The following is a 15695-nucleotide window of genomic DNA, read 5'->3' as shown; positions in this document are numbered from 1 at the left end:
GCGTCTCAAAATTCGGTCCAGTCCTCGTCGACCGCGGCATTGCCGCGCGGCGCCTGCGCGAAGGCGCTGGCGACCCGTTTCTGCATGGCCGACACCGGCGAGGGGCGCGGCGCGCTGGCGGGGCCGGCGGCGGCGACCGCGGGTTCGGCCGCAATGCGGAAGGTGCGGACCATGGCGGTCAGTTCGGCGGCCTCGTTGCTCAGCGAATGGCTGGTGGCGGTGGCCTCCTCGGCCATGGCCGCGTTCTGCTGCGTCATCTGGTCCATCTCGTCGGTCGCCACGCCAAGCTGCTTCAGCGCGACGGCTTCCTCGCGCGCCCGGGCGGCGATTTCCTCGATGTCGGTACTCATTTCCAGCACCTGCTCGGCGATGCGATGCAGGGTGTTGCCGGTCTCGCCGACGAGGCGCGAACCGGTCGCGACCTGCTCGGTGGACTTGGAGATCAGCTCCTTGATCTCCTTGGCGGCCGTCGCCGAGCGCTGGGCCAGCGCGCGCACTTCCGAGGCGACCACGGCGAAGCCCTGGCCGGCATCGCCGGCGCGGGCGGCCTCGACCCCGGCGTTAAGGGCAAGGAGGTTGGTCTGGAAGGCGATGTCGTCGATCACGGCGATGATCTGGTTGATCTCGGATGCCGAGGTCTCGATGGCGCCGATCGCGGCGAGGGCGTCGGAGACCACGGCACTGCTGGCCTCGGCGTCGGCGCGGGCGGCGGCGGTGCGCTGGCGGGTCTTCTCCAGGCTCTGCGAGGAGCGCTCCACCGTGCCGTTGATCTCGCGCAGGGTGGCGACGGTCTCCTCCAGCGCGGCGGCAACGCGCTCGGTGCGGCGCGACAGGTCGTCGGAAGCCGTGACGATCTCCGAGACGCCGCCATCCAGCGTCTGCGCGGTGGCGACGACGCGGCCGAAGGTGGCGTTGATGGTCGCGCAGGCCTCGTTGAAGTCGTCGCGGATCTGGTCAAGCTTGCCGTCGAAGGGCTGCTCGATGCGGGTCGTCAGGTCGCCGGCGGCCAGGCGGCGCAGGCCGTCACGCAGCGCGCCGACGGCGGCATTGGTGGCGGCGGCCTCGGCATTCACGCGGCGGTCAGCCTCTTCCTTCAGGCGCGCGTTCTGCTCGCGCTCGGCGTTGATCTGGCGTTCCTTTTCGAGGCGGTCGCGGGCGGCGGACTGGAAAACCGTCAGCGCCCGGGCCACCTCGCCGATCTCGTGAGCGGCCTCGACGTAGGGGATTTCCTCGGTCTGTCGGCCTTCGGCCAGGGCATTGGTGACATCGCGGATGCGCCGCAGCGGCCTGATCAGGAACTTCAGCACGACCAGCACCGTGGCGATCGCGCTCAGCAGCGCGAAGGCGCCGACCGCGTAGTAGAGGTTGTTCAGCCAGTTGACGGCACCCGACACCTCGGCGAGATGCTCGCCAGTGCTCTCGTTGGAGCGGCGCAGGATCTCGGCGGCAATCTTCTGGTGCTCGGTGAAGGCCTTCTTGGCGGCCGCGTATTCGGCGGTCAGGCCATAAAGAATCGTGTTCGGGTTCTCGATGAAGGCCGGGAAGATCTTGTTCTCGGCAACATCCCAGAAGGGTTCCAGCGACGCTGGCGAAGCGACGGTCAGGAGCTGCTTCGTGCCGGCGTCGATATCGAGGGCGCGCCAGGTTTCGACTTGGTCAAGGAATTCCTGCTTGTGCTTCTCGAACTCGGCGAAATGCTCCCTGGCCTTTTCCGGCTCGGCGACGACCTCGAACAGGTCCTTGTAGGCGTTGATGACGAAGGACGGCGGCGGCTGGATGTTCGCGATCACCTTCTGGTCGGCCATGATGCGCCGGAAATTGCCACTGCCGATCTGTCCGACGCTGTCACGATACAGCGACAGGCCGAAAAGCAGCGCAATGTTCACCATGCTGGCAATGCACAGCGTGATCGCGACGTTGCGGATGGTCAGGAAATTCCACTGATTACCGACATCGCCGGACGCATCGGTCCGAAAGGCCATGAGGGGGCACTCCGAAGACATTTCTTCAATGACATTCCGGCTACCCCGGTTCGCGGAAACGGCCTCACATGCCTCGTCCAACAAGGGGACTTTTCCGCGGTGGTCTTTCGATCTATCCCGCCTTCGATTAAAAACGCCTTAATCAGGCTAAGTCGTTTTTAAGGATGCGGACACCTGTTCGCTGCGGCCCGTACCAGCCGCGGACGACCAGTCGGGACCGGCATTCCCGGCAGGGCCCGTGACCGGCCCCGTTCGTTGTCAGAATTCTTCCCATTCCCGGGCCGCGAGCGCGGCATTGCCCTGCACCAACTGGATCTTCGGGCGCCCGGACGGCCGTTCCGCCGGCCCGGTGTTGCTGTCACCGCCGACCCGGAAGCGGGCCACCAGTTCGGCCAGCGCGGCGGCCTCGTGGGCGAGGTTGTGGCTTGCCGCCGTCGACTGCTCGACCATGGCGGCGTTCTGCTGGGTGTTACGGTCGATTTCCGTGACCGCGCGGTTGATCTCCTGCAGGCTGGTCGACTGAACGTCCACCGCCTCGGCGATCGCTGCCACATTGGCATTGATCTCGGAGACATCGGTCGCGATCGCTTCCAGTTCCTTTCCGGTTTCGCCGACGAGGCGCGAGCCGTTGCGCACGTGGCCCTCGGAAGTCGTGATGAGTTCCTTGATGTCGCTGGCGGCGGTGGCGCTGCGTTGCGCCAGTTCGCGAACTTCCTGCGCCACCACGGCGAAGCCACGGCCGGTCTCGCCGGCGCGGGCTGCCTCGATGCCGGCATTGAGGGCGAGCAGGTTGGTCTGGAAGGCGATGTCGTCGATCATGCCGATGATCTTCGAAATCTGCGCCGCCGATTCCTCGATGCGGGCCATCGAGGCGATGGCACTGTCGACGACCGTGCGGGAGTCGTTTGCCCGTTCATGGGTGCGCCCGACCAGGATACCGGCACGGCGCGAGCGCTCCGCCGTCTCCGTGACCGACGTGGTCACCTCCTCGATGGAGGCAGCCGTCTGTTCCACCGCGGCGGCCTGCTGCTCGGTGCGGCGGGCCATGTCGTCGGCCGCGGACAGGATTTCGCCGGAGGCGCCGTCGATGGCCTCGGCATTCTTGCGGACCACGCCCAGGGCTTCGCGCATCTTTTCCAGCGAGCGGTTGAAATCCGCGCGCAGGGTTTCCAGCGACGGCACGAACGGCCGGGTGATCTCGTGCTCGAGGTCGCCGTCGGCCATGCGGCCGAGACCGGCCTCGAGGACAGCGACGTCGGCCATGGTGCCGGTCAGGTCGGTGGCGATCTTCATGACCTTCACCACCGCGCCGTCCGCATCGAAGACCGGGTTGTAGGACGCCTTGATCCAGACCGTCTTGCCGCCCTTGCCGATCCGGCGGAAGTCGTTGGCGATGTACTCGCCCTTGCCAAGGCGCTGCCAGAACGCGGCATAATCGGCGCTCGCGGCATAGCCGGCATCGACGAACATGGCGTGATGCTTCCCGACGATCTCGTCGAGCGCATAGCCCATGGCGTCGCAAAAATTCCTGTTCGCGGTGAGTATCCTTCCTTCGCGGTCGAACTCGATGACGGCCTGGGCGCGCGAGATGGCGTCCAGCTTGCTGTTCTGCTCGGCGGCGACGCGCTTTTCCTCCGTCACGTCGGAGGCGAACTTGACCACCTTCACCGCCTTGCCGTTACGGTCGAGGACGGGGTTGTAGGTGGCGTGCAGCCAGATCTCGCGGCCGTCCTTGGCGAAGCGGCGAAAATCGCCGGACTTGGGCTCACCGCGCCCGAGCGCTTCCCAGAAGGCCTTGTATCCCGGTTTCCCGGCGACCCCGGCCTCCATCAGGATGGCATGATGCTGGCCGACCAGTTCGCCGACGTCGTAGCCGGTCACCTTGCAGAACCGGTCGTTCGCGCAAAGGATGTGGCCCGTCATGTCGAATTCGATGATGGCCAGCGAGCGATTGAGGGCAGCAATGACGGCCCCCGCATCATGGTTTCCCGTGCCGAAAAGCCGTTTCATTGAGTGACCTTCCCCACAAGCCCCGTCTACCCTTTCTGATTAGGGGTGATGGATTAACTATTACTGTTCTTGAAACAGCTAATCTTAGCCAATGCCATCCCGGCATCGCCCTGCCGTCAGAGCCCTTCGAGCCCGCACCAGCCGGCGATAAACAGTGCCGTGGCCTGGGTCACGCGGCGCATGCTTTCCAGGTCGACGCGCTCGTTGAACCCATGGATCGCCTCGGCGTGGGGGCCGTAGACCAGGGCGGGCGTGTCGGCATAAAGCCCGAAGAACCTGGCATCCGTGGTGGCCGTGATGGCCGCACGGTCCAACGCCTGCCCGGTGACCGCGCCATGCGCGTCCTCCAGCGTTGCGATGACATCAAGCGTCGTGTCGCGGCGGTCGTCGGCCAGCGCGTAACCCTCGGCGTGGAAGCCGTGATAGACGACCTGGGGCAGGTTGTCGCGCAGGAAGGCATTGTCTCCGGCCGCCTCGTTCAGCGCCGCCTCGATCTCCTCCCTGGCCTGTGCGATGTCCTGGCCGGGGAAGATGCCGATGCGGACATCGAAGACGCACCATGCGGGCACGGAACTGGCCCAGTCGCCGCCCGTGATGCGGCCGATGTTGAGGTTCAGCGGGTGGTGGACGTGATCGAAGGCGCCGTGGCGATGGTTGCCGACGTTCCAGCGGTCCTGCAACTTGTGCAGCGCCCCGATCAGCGGTACCGCCGCCTCGATGGCATTGGCCCCGCTGCCGGCATAGGCGACATGCGTGGGCAGTCCCTTCAGGTGGACCTGGAACCAGATCACGCCGACCTGGGCGGTCACAAGGCGCTCGCTGAACGGCTCGGGAATGAGCGCGGCATCGGCGCGATAGCCGCGTTGCAGGCAGGCGAGCGCGCCATTGCCGGTGCATTCCTCCTCGACGACGGACTGGACGAAAACATCCGCCGCGGGCGCGAAGCCGCAGAAACGCAGCGCGTCGAGGGCAAACAGGTTGGAGGCCAGGCCCGCCTTCATGTCGCCGGCACCGCGGCCGTACATCCAGCCGCCGTCCACGCGGGGGGCGAAGGGCGGGCTGTCCCACATGTCGAGGGGGCCTTCGGGCACCACGTCGATATGGCCGTTGAGGATAAGCGACCGGCCCTTCGCGGTGGAGGAACGGTGGCTGGCGACGACGTTGACCGCATCCTCGTAGGGACCGGCCACGGGCGAGAAGCCCGGCAGGTGCCTGATGTCGTCGATGTCGATCTGCCAGCGGTCGACCGCATAGCCGCGCTCGCCAAGTTCAGCGGCCATGAAGTCCTGTGCCGCCTGTTCGTTGCCGCGGGTGGAGGAAAATGCAGTCAGTTCGGCGAGGAAGGCAATCTGCTCGTCGAACAGCCGGTCGACGGCGGACAGGATGGCGGTTTGCTGCTCGGTATCCATTGCGTGCCTTCCAGGCTTAAAAGACGGGGATCTCGCCGGAGGGAATTTCCAGCGCCGCGCCCGTGGCGTGCCTCACGTCGCCGGCCGAGACGCCCGCGGCCAGTTCACGCAGGGCGAAGCCGGACGGCGTCACGTCGATGACGGCGAGATCGGTGAAGATGCGGCTGACGCATCCGCTGGCGGTCAGCGGCAGGGTGCATTCGGACAGAAGCTTCGGGTTGCCGTCGCGGTCGGTGTGGGTGGTCAGCACCACCACGCGCCGCGCCTTCTGCGCCAGTTCGATGCCGCCGCCGGCGCCGGGCGAGAACTTGCCGGGAATCTTCCAGTTGGCGAGATCGCCGGTCTCGGACACTTCGAATGCGCCCAGCATCGTCAGGTCGATGCGGCCGCTGCGCACCAGGGCAAAGGAGACCGCGCTGTCGAAGAAGGCGCTGCCGGGAATCGTCGAGACATAGGCGCCGCCGGCGTCGATCAGATTGCGGTCGGCCCGTTCGGGCGGAAGGGTCGCACCGATGCCCGACAGGCCGTTCTCGGTGTGCAGGCAGAAGGGGAAGTCGGCGGGCAGATGGTTCACGACGCGCGTCGGCAGGCCAATGCCGAGGTTGACCACCATCCCGGGCGCGATCTCGCGGGCGGCGCGGGCCACCATCCTGGTCCTAGCGTCGGACAACGTCGTATTCCCTGCTGAGCTCTTGCAATTCCACCACGCAATCGACGAAGGGCCCTGGCGTGTGCACCGCGTCCGGCGCGATGCCGCCGAGCGGCACCAGTTCCTCGGCTTCGGCGATGACGCAGTCGGCCGCCATGGCCACGAGCGGATTGAAATTGCGCGCCGTGGCCACGTACTGGAGGTTTCCGAACACGTCGGCCCGGACGGCATGGACGATGGCCACGTCGGCGCGCAGGGCGGTCTCCAGCAGCACCGTCTTGCCATCCAGGTCGAACGTGGTCTTGCCGCGCGCCAGTTCGGTATCGACCCCGACATCGGTAAGGAAGCCGTGCAGGCCGGAACCGCCGGAGCGGATGCGTTCGGCCAGGATGCCCTGGGCGCAGAACTCGACTTCGAGCCGGCCGCCGTTCATCAGTTCGATGGCGCGGGGGTTGAGGCCGATATGGGTCGTGACCAGGCGTCGGACCTGGCCGCTGGCCAGCAGGTGGTCGATGCCGAGGTCGCGTTCGTTGGCATCGTTCTTGATCAGCGTCAGGTTCTTCGGTCCCTGGCGGACGATCTCGCGGATCAGCGTGAACGGGGTGCCCGGTACGCCGAAGCCGCCCACCATCACGGTGGCGCCGTCGCCGATGCGCGATACCGCCTCCGCAATCGCCACGCTCTTGTCGGGCAGGATCATGCCGTGCTCCCGGCCAGCGCCCGGAAGGCGCCGCCCGTCACCGACATCGGCCGGTCGCCATGGGCACCGAAGCCGAGGCGCTCGTAGAAGCGCATGGCGGCCGCGTTGTGGTCGTGGACGGTCAGTTGCAGGAAGGCCGCACCCCAGGCGACCGCGCCTTGGCGGGCGGCGGCCTGCAGGAGCCGTTCGCCGAGGCCGCGGGAGCGGGCCGCCGGCGCGACCCACAGGTCCTGGACGTAGACACCGCTGGCGGCGCGGTGGGTGGAATAGTAGCGCAGGAAGAGGACCAGCCCGAGCGGTTCGGCGTCCCTGGTCGCCAGGATGCAGGCAAAGGCGGCCTCCGGACCGAAACCGTCGCGCCGGACGGTCTCCGGCGTCGTTGCGAAGCGGCCGGCCTCGCCCAGTTCGCCGGCCAGTTCGGCCAGCATGCCGGCAATTGCCGGCGCATCGCCCGGCGCAGCCGGCCTGAGGGTCACCGTCGCGGTCACGCGGCGTTCTCCACGGCCAGCCCGGATTCGGCGCAGAACGTGTCCAGCGAGCGGACCAGCAGGCCCATCATCTCGTCGACCTGGGCCTCGGTGATGATCAGCGGCGGGCAGACCAGGAAGTGATCGCCCTCGGCGCCGCCGCGCGTGCGCCGCGAATAGATGATGAGGCCGTTGCCGTAGGCGATTTCGACGAGGCGCAGGTATGCGTTCATCCCGCGCGGCAGCGGCGCCATGGTCTCGCGGTCGCTGACCAGTTCGAAGGCGGTCATCAGGCCCTTGCCGCGCACGTCGCCGATCATCGGATAACGCCGCATCAGCCCTTCCAGGCGCTGTTTGAGCACTTCGCCCATGCGCGCGGCATTGGCCACCAGCCCCTCGCGCTCGATCTCCTCCAGCACGGCAAGGCCGGCGGCGCAGGCGAGCGGGTTGCCGGCATAGGTGAAACCGTGCAGGAAGCCGCCGGCATCGAGGATGGCCTCGACGATGTCGTTGCGCGCCACCATGGCGCCGAGCGGGGCGTAGCCGGCGGCAAAGCCCTTCGACAGGGCGACGATATCCGGCGTGATGCCCCAGTGCTCGGCGGCCAGGAAGCGGCCGGTGCGGCCGGCACCCGTCATCACCTCGTCGTAGATGAGCAGGATGCCGAACTCGTCGCAGATCTCGCGGATGCGGGCGTAATAGCTGTCGGGCGCGACCAGCGCTCCGGTGGAGGCGCCGCCGATCGGCTCCATGATGAAGGCCAGCACCGTGTCCGGCCCCTGGGCGATGATCTCGTCGCGCAGCAGGTCGGCGTATTTCAGGCCACGGGCCTCGTCGGTCAGGTTGTCACGGTCGAGGTAGCAGGTCGGCGCGGCGATCTTCGGCATGACCTGCATCATCGGCGCGAACGGCAGGGCGAGCGGGTCATAGCCGGTCAGGGCGAGCGCGCCGAGCGTGCAGCCGTGGTAGGAGGGAAAGCGCGAGATCACTTTCCAGCGGCTGGCCTGACCCTGGGTCAGGGCATATTGCCGGGCGAGCTTGACGCAGCTTTCCACCGCTTCCGAACCGCCGGAGACGAAGAAGACACGGTCGAGGCCATCGGGCATGAGCGAGGCGGTCTTCGTGGCGAGCCGCTCTGAGGCCTCGGTGCGGAAGTGCAGGCGGTAACCGAAGGTGGCCTTGTCCATCTGCGCCTTCATGGCCTCCAGCACGCGCGGGTTGGAGTGGCCGATGTTGGAGACCATGGCGCCGGACGAGCCGTCGATGTAGCGCTTGCCGTGCTCGTCGAAGAGATAGATGCCTTCGCCGCGATCAAGGAAGGGTCGCGGCTGGCGCGACTGGTAGAATAGGTTGGACATCGCCTGTCAGCTCCTGACGCCCTCTAGGTGTTTACGCAAGAAATTGCGGGTCCGCTCGCTTTCCGGGTTGCGGAAGATCACGCTCGGCGGGCCCTCTTCCACGACGACGCCCTGATCCATGAACAGGACGCGGTCGCAGACGGATTCGGCAAAACCCATCTCGTGGGTCACGATGATCATCGTCATGTGCTCGCTGGCCAGCTTCTTCATGACCTGGTTGACCTCTTCGACCAGTTCAGGATCGAGCGCCGAGGTCGCCTCGTCGAAGAGCATGACCTTGGGCTTCATGGCCAGGGCGCGGGCAATGGCGACGCGCTGCTTCTGGCCACCGGAAAGCTGGGACGGCATGAAGTCGATGCGATCGAGCATGCCGACGCGGTCGAGCTGCTCCTCGGCCAGCTTGTTGGCATCAGCGTCCGACAGGCCCTTGAGCATCTTCGGCGCCAGCGTGATGTTGCCGCGCACCGAGAGATGCGGAAACAGGTTGAAGTGCTGGAACACCATGCCGATGTCCTGGCGCACCTGGTTGATGTGCTTCTCGTACTGGCGGTGCGGCAGCTTCTTGTTGACCTGCGTGCCCTCCAGCCAGACCTCGCCGCCGGTCAGCGGATCGAGATCGTTGATGGCACGCAGGAAGGTGCTCTTGCCCGAGCCCGACGGCCCGATGATGGCGACGATCTCGCCGCGGTCGACGGTCAGGCTGATGTCCTTGATGACCTCCAGCGAGCCATAGCTCTTGCGGGCGTGGCGGATGTCAAGGAAGGGTGTCTTGTCGTTCATGTCCTGCCTCCCTTACCGCGCCAGGGCGATGCGGCGTTCGATCTTCCGGAGCACGTATTCCATGCCCAGGTTGATGATGTAGTAGACGACGGCCGCCACGAGGTAGAACTCGAACGGCCGGTAGGTGCGGCCGATGGCAAGCTGCGCCGAGAGCGTCAGCTCCGACACGCCGATGACGGAGACCAGCGCGGAATCCTTCAGAAGCGCGATCATGTTGTTGCCGATGGGCGGGATGACATCGCGCACCGCCTGGGGCACGACCACCTTGCGCAGCGCCTGGCCGCGGCTCAGCCCCAGCGTTCGGGCGGCTTCCATCTGGCCCTTGTCGACGGCGACGATGGCCGTCTGGATCAGCTCGGAATTGTAGACGGCGAAGTGCAGGCCGAGGCCGATGACGCCGGCGACGAAGGCCGGCAGGTCGATGCCCACCTGGACGAGGCCGAAATAGATGAGGAAGAGCTGGAGCAGCAGCGGCGTGCCCATGAACACCCATTCGAAGGCGCGCATCGGCAGGCGGATGACGGCGGGCGCATAAAGCGCGACGACGGCGAAGAAGATGCCGCCGAAGAAGCTGAGCAGCGCGGCGCAGACCGTGATGGCAACCGTCCACAGGCCGCCCAGCAGGATGACATCCATGAATTTCGGGACGACCGAGAAATCAAGACCCATGACGGCCTCCCGTGGCTTGCATCATCGCGCTCATGCGATCCTCGCCTTCCGGTCGGCCCAGGCGATGGCCCGGCCAGCCACGTAGATGATGACCATGTAGAGGGCGCCGGAGAGCATGAACATCTCGAACGGCTTGTAGGTGGAGCCGATGTAGCGCTGGGCGGTATAGGTCAGTTCCACCACGGAAATGGCGGCGACGAGTGCCGTGCCCTTGATCAGCGCGTTGATGTTGACGCCGAGCGGACGGATCATCAGGCGGGCGGCCTGCGGCAGGATCACCCGCGCCATGGTCTGGAAGCGGCTCATGCCCAGCGTCCGGGCCGCTTCGGTCTGGCCTTTGTCGACGGCGATGATGGCGCCGCGGATCGTCTCGGTCATGTAGGCGCCGATGTTGATGCCGAGCCCGATGACGCCGGCCTGGAATGCATCGAGTTGGATCCCGATCTGCGGGCCGCCGAAATAGAGCAGGAAGAGCTGGATCAGGGCCGGCGTGCCGCGGAACAGGCTGACATAGGCCGTGCCGAGGAACCGGAAGAAGGCGAGGCGCGACAGCCGCGCGGCCGCGCCGAGCGCGCCGCAGGCGAGCCCCAGGATCGTCGTGAGCAGCGAGAGCTCGATCGTCACCCAAGCCGCCTTGAGGAAGAACGGGTAGACCTTGAGCATCAGGTCCGTGTCCATGGTGCTGCGTCCTCCCCTTGTCCCGCCCGGCCGGGCTCAGTGATGGTCCTTGCGCTCAAGGATCGGCAGCGCGCGGATCTCGCGCACCAGCGCGGTGGTCTCCTCGATGGCCGCGGCGAGGAATTTCCGGCCGGTCTCGGCATCGGCCACGGTCGGATCGCCCATGGTGCCGTCCGGCGACACTTCCGACCACCAGCGCATCAGCATGGCCTTGCCGCCACCCTTGGCGAGGTCGAGGTTGAAGAAGCGGCTGTCCGGATTGTGCAGGTTCTGGTTCGCCGCCTTTTCCGGATAGACGTCGCCGGGATGCAGGTGCATGTACATCGCCGCCTCGAACTCGCCGGCATGGGCGATACCGCCGATCCCGGACTTGCGGTGCTCGTTGATGCGGTCGGCGCAGAGGTTCCAGTAGGAGGCCGAGACGCAGATGATGCCGGTCTCGATGACCGTCTTGCGCGCGGCAAGGTCCAGCACCGGGTGGTTGGAACCATGGGAATTCAGCAACAGGATCCGGCGGAAGCCATGGTGGGCCAGCGATTTCGCCACGTCGGTGACGAAGGCGATCAGCGTTTCCGGCTGGATCCAAATGACGCCGGGGAAATCCTTGTGGTGCTCGTTGAAACCGTAGGGGATGGCCGGCATGACGAAAACCTCGTCCGGCGCCGCCTCCGCCACGCCGTTGGCGACCGCCATGCCGAGCACGGTGTCGGTGTCGAGCGGCATGTGCGGGCCGTGGTCTTCGGTGGCAGAGACATTGAGGATGACGACGCGGTCCTTGTCGGCGTCGCGCACCTCTTCCCAGGTCAGTTTTCCATATGCGGTCTTCATGGCCGGCCTTTCCCGGAAAACGCCCGCCGACCCAGGGCCGGCGGGCGCAAGAGGGCGTGTCAGCGAATGTCGCCGCCGACCCACTTGTTGGCGATCTCCAGATAGGTGCCGTCTTCCATCATGGAGTCGAGCGCCTTCTGCATGGCCGCCTTGAGTTCCGGGTTGCCCTGCCGGATGGCGATGCCGGCGCCGATCTGGTCGGTCTCGAGATCCGGCAGCATGCGGAAATCGTCGCCGTTCTTCTTCATCGCCAGGATGGCGGCGATGGAATCGTTGACGATGACGTCGACGCGGCCGTTCTTCAGTTCCAGCAGCAGTTCGGGAAGGCCCTTGTAAGTGCGCACGTTGTAGCCCTGTTCGCGGGCCCATTCCTCGTGCGTCTCGCCGAGCGTCACGCCGACCTTCACGTCGCCGTCGATCTGCTTGACGCTGGTGATCTTGGAATCCGGCTTGGTGAAAATGGCCCGCTTGGTGGTGTAGTAGGGGCCGACGAAATCGACCACCTTGGCGCGCTCCTCGGTGATCGACATGGAGCCGACGATGGCATCGTACTTGTTGGCGAGCAGGCCGCCGATGATGCCGTCCCAGGCCGTGGTCACGATCTCCGTCTCCAGGCCCATGCGCTTGGCGATCTCGGTGCCGATGGCCGGGTCGAAGCCGACGACCTCGTTCTGCTCGTTGACGAAGTTGAAGGGCGGATAGGCGCCGCTCATGGCGATGCGCATGGAGCCCTTTTCCTTGAGCGCTTCCAGTTCGTCGGCGGAGGCCGCGCCGGTTGCGCCCAGTCCGGCCGTCGCCACGAAACCGGCCGCGACGACCGCCTTGAGAATGGTTCTGCGAGTTTTCATGTCAGTCTCCCTTGGCTGCCTTTCGGGCCGACCGGGTTCCTGTCCCGGGTCCGGCCATCCGGCGTTTGTTCCCGGTCAGAACGCTTGCATGGGAGAGATCATCATGCAAATAGATATATGAAATTCTGATTATAGATTGGCTCAATGCTCAAACCCTACGAACAGCGCTTTCCTTGGAATCTCGACTGGAACCTGCTGCGCACCTTCATGGTGGTGGTGGAGCAGAAAAGCATCTCGCGGGCCGGCGACTTCCTGGGCCTCAAGCAGCCGACGATCTCCAGCGCGCTGAAACGGCTGGAAGAGACGACCGGCCATCTGCTGGTGGAGCGAAAGCCGAACCGGTTCCGTGTCACGCAGGCCGGCGCCCTGCTCTATTCGGAATGCGCCGCGATCTTCGGCGCGGTGTCGCAATTGCCGGCGCTGCTGGATGCGAGCGAGGAGGAAATGACGGGCCATGTCGGAATCGTCATGGCGAGCCACGTCGTGTCGCCGCACCTCGACGCGGCGCTGGAGCGGTTCGCGCGCCAGAATCCCCGGGTCACCTTTTCCATCGCCGTCACGGAAAGCGCCGACGTCGTCAGCCGGATCAGCCAGAACCGGGCGAGCTTCGGCGTCTGCCTTGTCGACACCATTCCCAAGACCCTCGACGCGCGCGTGCTGTTCCGGGAATTCTTCGGCCTCTACTGCGGTCCCCGCCACCGGCTGTTCAACCGCGAGCATCTCACCATCGCGGACCTGAAGGGCGAGGACTCGGTGTCGTTCCAGACCGAGATCGAGGGTGGCCCGCTGGACTCGGTCGCCCGGCTGCGGGAACGGGCGAAGCTCGCGCCGGGGCCGCGCGGCGTGTCGTCGAACCTGACCGAGGTGCGGCGCATGATCGTTGCCAACATCGGCATCGGCGCCTTGCCGGTGCACGTGGCGGAGCGGGACGTGAAGGCCGGCCTGCTGCGGCAAGTGCCGCCCTATACCCGGCTGCCGGCCGTCGACATCTATCTGCTGCGCAACCCGAAGCGGAAGATGACGGCTGCGGAAAATCTCGTGCTCGCCATTTTCGACGACCTGATCGCCGGCCGGCCGTTTCCGGAGCGGACCTATGGCCAGACGGCTGCGGCCACCCGGGCGGACTGACCTTCCTGCTTGACCTTCCTGTTGATGGAAGGTTTAGATAGCCGCCATGCGCCGGTTCCTTGCCCTGTGTCTCGTGTTCCTGTTCGCGTCCGTCCATCCGGGCGTGGCGGCGGGACCCGTGACGATCGCGCCCATGGCCGCGTCGAACGTGTCCGGGCAGGCGCACCCTGCAAGCCACGCAGACGAGGCCAGCCTCCTGGCGACGGCAGGCCACTCCTGCTGTCCGTCGATGGATTCCGGCAGAGCCGCGCACGGGAAGGCCGGCCATTGCAGCCTCGACGGCGGCTTCCTGCCGCCGGACGCTTCCGTCCTGGCGGCGTCCGCACACCGCGTCGCCCCGGGGGCGGCAAGCGACCAGCCAAGCGGGGCCGATCCCGCGGTCATTCCCCATCCTCCCAAGTCCGCCTGACCCGTTCGCGAATGCCGCCCCTGCGGCAGGACAGATGCACCATCCGGGCCAGCCGGACGCCACGTCCGCACCCGGAACGACGAGAGGAAGACCCCATGAACATCGGCCAGGCGGCGCAACGCGCCAACCTTCCGCCCAAGACGATCCGCTATTACGAGGAAATCGCGCTGATCAAGCCGGATCGCGCCTTGAACGGCTATCGCGATTATTCCGATGCCGACATCCACCGGCTTCGCTTCCTGCAGCGGGCCCGCAGCCTCGGCTTCACCATCGAGGAATGCCGCACGCTGCTTTCCCTCTACGAGGACAAGCATCGCGCCAGCGCCGACGTGAAGGCCGTCGCCCGGCACAAGATCGGCGAGATCGACCGCAAGATCGAGGAACTGAAATCGCTGCGCGAAACCTTGTCGGTGCTGGTGAAGAGCTGTCACGGCGACGACCGGCCGGACTGCCCCATCATCGACGGACTGGCGGGGGAAGCCGACCAATGAACAACCGGACTGTTCTCCTGAGCATCGTGGCCATGGTGGCCGTGCTGCTCGGGCTTCGCTTCTATCTCGCCGGCGGGCGGGAACCCGCCATGGCCTCGGGCGCGCCGATCGTCAACGTCAGCGTGCCGGCGCTTGCCGGGACCGCGCAGGAAGGCAAGGTGCTGTTCGACGCCAATTGCGCCACCTGCCACGGCGCCAATGCTTCTGGCCGCGACGGCTATGGTCCGCCGCTCGTCCATCCCTATTACCGGCCGAACCACCATGCCGATGCGGCCTTCGTGATCGCCGCGCGCAACGGCGTACAGTCCCACCACTGGAGTTTCGGCAACATGCCGCCCGTGCCCGGCATCAACGAGGCGGGCGTGCGCAAGGTCATTGCCTACGTGCGGACGCTGCAGCGCGCCAACGGCATCGAATAGGCGGCCAGGACCGGCGGCGCCGCCGCCGGCTCCTCAACTGCGCAGGTACTTGATCAGGGCGGCGATCGCCAGCACGACCAGAACGAGGATCAGCAGCATGCCGATGCCGCCGAACCCCATGCCGTATCCATATCCGTCCATCATCGTGCGGTCTCCTTCTGCCAGGTCACGAGGTGCCGGCGCGTCAGCCAGAGCGCCAGCGGCGGGATCAGGATCCATTGCACCAGGGGGCTCACGCCGGTGCCAAGAAGCGGCAGGCGCGGCATGAGATCCGAGTAGGTCCAGCGCAGGCTGACCTCGGTGTAATAAAACTCAAAGCCGATGGTCAGCAGCAGCCCGGCCGCCATGTAGACGAGCGTGGGGAGGACCGGCCAGGCGCGGTACCAGCGGCGCGAGCGGGCAGCCGCGCTTGCCAGCCAGAAGGCGATCAGCGCGAACAGGACGTCGCCAAGGGTCGCTTGAAGGCACAGGATCGTGGCGTCCCAATGGGGCATTTCCGCCATGCCGGCATAGGTCGGCGTCTGCAGCATCTCCCAGGCGAAATGCAGCAGGAACGAGAAGAAGGCCAGCCAGAACTCGGGTAGGCGAATCGTCATGGCGGGTCGGCCGAGAGGTTGATCGGTTCGGTTTCCGTCTTCCAAGTGAGCCTTTCTCCTGCTGGAAGGTCAACCGCGGCAGCGCGGATTCCGGGGCCTTGGTCGGGCCAGGACCAGAGATCGACCGGACCAGGGTCTGAAACCGCACCGGACCGAAGGCCGAACGGGGCCGCGCATCGGTCCCGGACCCGTTCAACCCGGCCGGGTTTGTCCGTAGCGTTCTTTCAGCGGGTTCACCGACAGCCCGTGGAAACCCCGAACCGGAGGACAATCC

The 15695-nt window shown here is 66.3% G+C and carries 17 protein-coding genes; 4 read left to right on the top strand and 13 right to left on the bottom strand.

The window, feature by feature from the left end; genetic code table 11:
• Positions 1 to 5 precede the first annotated feature (5 nt).
• The 12 genes from CSC94_RS17740 to CSC94_RS17685 all read right to left on the bottom strand — a co-directional run bounded on the left by CSC94_RS17740 (position 6) and on the right by CSC94_RS17685 (position 12378).
• Positions 6 to 1982: a methyl-accepting chemotaxis protein gene (locus tag CSC94_RS17740; RefSeq protein WP_165784494.1), complete on the bottom strand. Its 1977-nt coding sequence runs from the start codon at positions 1980 to 1982 to the stop codon at positions 6 to 8.
• 258 nt (positions 1983 to 2240) lie between these two features.
• A complete protein-coding gene (locus CSC94_RS17735) occupies positions 2241 to 3992 on the bottom strand; it encodes a methyl-accepting chemotaxis protein (protein ID WP_099307715.1) in 1752 nt (583 codons plus the stop codon).
• 116 nt (positions 3993 to 4108) lie between these two features.
• On the bottom strand, positions 4109 to 5401 hold the full coding sequence (locus tag CSC94_RS17730) for an ArgE/DapE family deacylase (RefSeq protein ID WP_099307714.1): 1293 nt from the start codon (positions 5399 to 5401) through the stop codon (positions 4109 to 4111).
• 16 nt (positions 5402 to 5417) lie between these two features.
• The gene (locus tag CSC94_RS17725) at positions 5418 to 6071 is read right to left on the bottom strand and encodes a 3-oxoacid CoA-transferase subunit B (RefSeq protein WP_425356532.1); all 654 of its coding nucleotides are present in this window, start codon (positions 6069 to 6071) and stop codon (positions 5418 to 5420) included.
• Positions 6058 to 6750, bottom strand: a complete 693-nt coding sequence (locus tag CSC94_RS17720; RefSeq protein WP_099307712.1) for a CoA transferase subunit A — start codon at positions 6748 to 6750, stop codon at positions 6058 to 6060. The genes CSC94_RS17725 and CSC94_RS17720 overlap by 14 nt, the downstream gene beginning before the upstream one ends.
• The gene (locus CSC94_RS17715; RefSeq protein ID WP_099307711.1) at positions 6747 to 7238 is read right to left on the bottom strand and encodes a GNAT family N-acetyltransferase; all 492 of its coding nucleotides are present in this window, start codon (positions 7236 to 7238) and stop codon (positions 6747 to 6749) included. The genes CSC94_RS17720 and CSC94_RS17715 overlap by 4 nt, the downstream gene beginning before the upstream one ends.
• Positions 7235 to 8575 (bottom strand): aminotransferase family protein, encoded by a 1341-nt coding sequence (locus CSC94_RS17710; protein ID WP_099307710.1) that lies wholly within the window; start codon positions 8573 to 8575, stop codon positions 7235 to 7237. Before CSC94_RS17710 ends, CSC94_RS17715 begins: the two co-directional genes overlap by 4 nt.
• Before the next feature lie 6 nt (positions 8576 to 8581).
• Positions 8582 to 9355, bottom strand: a complete 774-nt coding sequence (locus tag CSC94_RS17705; RefSeq protein WP_099307709.1) for an amino acid ABC transporter ATP-binding protein — start codon at positions 9353 to 9355, stop codon at positions 8582 to 8584.
• Positions 9356 to 9367: 12 nt separating this feature from the next.
• Positions 9368 to 10024: an amino acid ABC transporter permease gene (locus tag CSC94_RS17700; RefSeq protein WP_099307708.1), complete on the bottom strand. Its 657-nt coding sequence runs from the start codon at positions 10022 to 10024 to the stop codon at positions 9368 to 9370.
• Positions 10025 to 10054: 30 nt separating this feature from the next.
• Positions 10055 to 10702: an amino acid ABC transporter permease gene (locus tag CSC94_RS17695; protein WP_099307707.1), complete on the bottom strand. Its 648-nt coding sequence runs from the start codon at positions 10700 to 10702 to the stop codon at positions 10055 to 10057.
• A 36-nt stretch (positions 10703 to 10738) separates the two neighbouring features.
• Positions 10739 to 11530 (bottom strand): creatininase family protein, encoded by a 792-nt coding sequence (locus CSC94_RS17690; RefSeq protein WP_099307706.1) that lies wholly within the window; start codon positions 11528 to 11530, stop codon positions 10739 to 10741.
• A 59-nt stretch (positions 11531 to 11589) separates the two neighbouring features.
• Positions 11590 to 12378 carry a transporter substrate-binding domain-containing protein gene (locus tag CSC94_RS17685; RefSeq protein ID WP_099307705.1) on the bottom strand — a complete coding sequence of 263 codons (789 nt, stop codon included), beginning with the start codon at positions 12376 to 12378 and terminating at the stop codon, positions 11590 to 11592.
• A 144-nt stretch (positions 12379 to 12522) separates the two neighbouring features.
• Here CSC94_RS17685 and CSC94_RS17680 point away from each other — a divergent pair, with 144 nt between their 5' ends.
• The 4 genes from CSC94_RS17680 to CSC94_RS17665 all read left to right on the top strand — a co-directional run bounded on the left by CSC94_RS17680 (position 12523) and on the right by CSC94_RS17665 (position 14825).
• Complete coding sequence (locus CSC94_RS17680) at positions 12523 to 13506, top strand: LysR family transcriptional regulator (protein ID WP_099307704.1); 984 nt, start codon at positions 12523 to 12525, stop codon at positions 13504 to 13506.
• A gap of 46 nt (positions 13507 to 13552) precedes the next feature.
• Positions 13553 to 13915 carry a hypothetical protein gene (locus CSC94_RS17675; protein WP_099307703.1) on the top strand — a complete coding sequence of 121 codons (363 nt, stop codon included), beginning with the start codon at positions 13553 to 13555 and terminating at the stop codon, positions 13913 to 13915.
• 95 nt (positions 13916 to 14010) lie between these two features.
• Positions 14011 to 14406, top strand: a complete 396-nt coding sequence (gene cueR / locus CSC94_RS17670) for a Cu(I)-responsive transcriptional regulator (protein ID WP_099307702.1) — start codon at positions 14011 to 14013, stop codon at positions 14404 to 14406.
• Positions 14403 to 14825: a c-type cytochrome gene (locus CSC94_RS17665; RefSeq protein ID WP_099307701.1), complete on the top strand. Its 423-nt coding sequence runs from the start codon at positions 14403 to 14405 to the stop codon at positions 14823 to 14825. Before cueR ends, CSC94_RS17665 begins: the two co-directional genes overlap by 4 nt.
• Before the next feature lie 140 nt (positions 14826 to 14965).
• On the opposite strand, the gene CSC94_RS17660 is transcribed toward CSC94_RS17665, so the two are convergent.
• Positions 14966 to 15421 (bottom strand): hypothetical protein, encoded by a 456-nt coding sequence (locus tag CSC94_RS17660; protein WP_099307700.1) that lies wholly within the window; start codon positions 15419 to 15421, stop codon positions 14966 to 14968.
• Positions 15422 to 15695 lie beyond the last annotated feature (274 nt).

The organism is Zhengella mangrovi (genome assembly GCF_002727065.1).
Lineage (GTDB): Bacteria > Pseudomonadota > Alphaproteobacteria > Rhizobiales > Rhizobiaceae > Zhengella > Zhengella mangrovi.
The sequence above is the reverse complement of the archived record's forward strand: the minus strand, read 5'-3'. Positions and strand labels throughout refer to the sequence as shown.

Excerpts from the sequence above, each read along its gene's own strand:
- CSC94_RS17735 (WP_099307715.1), bottom strand. The coding sequence starts at position 3,992 with ATGAAACGGCTTTTCGGCACGGGAAACCATGATGCGGGGGCCGTCATT.
- CSC94_RS17680 (WP_099307704.1), top strand. The coding sequence starts at position 12,523 with ATGCTCAAACCCTACGAACAGCGCTTTCCTTGGAATCTCGACTGGAAC.
- CSC94_RS17660 (WP_099307700.1), bottom strand. The coding sequence starts at position 15,421 with ATGACGATTCGCCTACCCGAGTTCTGGCTGGCCTTCTTCTCGTTCCTG.
- CSC94_RS17720 (WP_099307712.1), bottom strand. The coding sequence starts at position 6,750 with ATGATCCTGCCCGACAAGAGCGTGGCGATTGCGGAGGCGGTATCGCGC.
- CSC94_RS17665 (WP_099307701.1), top strand. The coding sequence starts at position 14,403 with ATGAACAACCGGACTGTTCTCCTGAGCATCGTGGCCATGGTGGCCGTG.
- cueR (WP_099307702.1), top strand. The coding sequence starts at position 14,011 with ATGAACATCGGCCAGGCGGCGCAACGCGCCAACCTTCCGCCCAAGACG.
- CSC94_RS17690 (WP_099307706.1), bottom strand. The coding sequence starts at position 11,530 with ATGAAGACCGCATATGGAAAACTGACCTGGGAAGAGGTGCGCGACGCC.
- CSC94_RS17695 (WP_099307707.1), bottom strand. The coding sequence starts at position 10,702 with ATGGACACGGACCTGATGCTCAAGGTCTACCCGTTCTTCCTCAAGGCG.
- CSC94_RS17705 (WP_099307709.1), bottom strand. The coding sequence starts at position 9,355 with ATGAACGACAAGACACCCTTCCTTGACATCCGCCACGCCCGCAAGAGC.
- CSC94_RS17710 (WP_099307710.1), bottom strand. The coding sequence starts at position 8,575 with ATGTCCAACCTATTCTACCAGTCGCGCCAGCCGCGACCCTTCCTTGAT.
- CSC94_RS17675 (WP_099307703.1), top strand. The coding sequence starts at position 13,553 with ATGCGCCGGTTCCTTGCCCTGTGTCTCGTGTTCCTGTTCGCGTCCGTC.
- CSC94_RS17700 (WP_099307708.1), bottom strand. The coding sequence starts at position 10,024 with ATGGGTCTTGATTTCTCGGTCGTCCCGAAATTCATGGATGTCATCCTG.
- CSC94_RS17740 (WP_165784494.1), bottom strand. The coding sequence starts at position 1,982 with ATGGCCTTTCGGACCGATGCGTCCGGCGATGTCGGTAATCAGTGGAAT.
- CSC94_RS17730 (WP_099307714.1), bottom strand. The coding sequence starts at position 5,401 with ATGGATACCGAGCAGCAAACCGCCATCCTGTCCGCCGTCGACCGGCTG.
- CSC94_RS17685 (WP_099307705.1), bottom strand. The coding sequence starts at position 12,378 with ATGAAAACTCGCAGAACCATTCTCAAGGCGGTCGTCGCGGCCGGTTTC.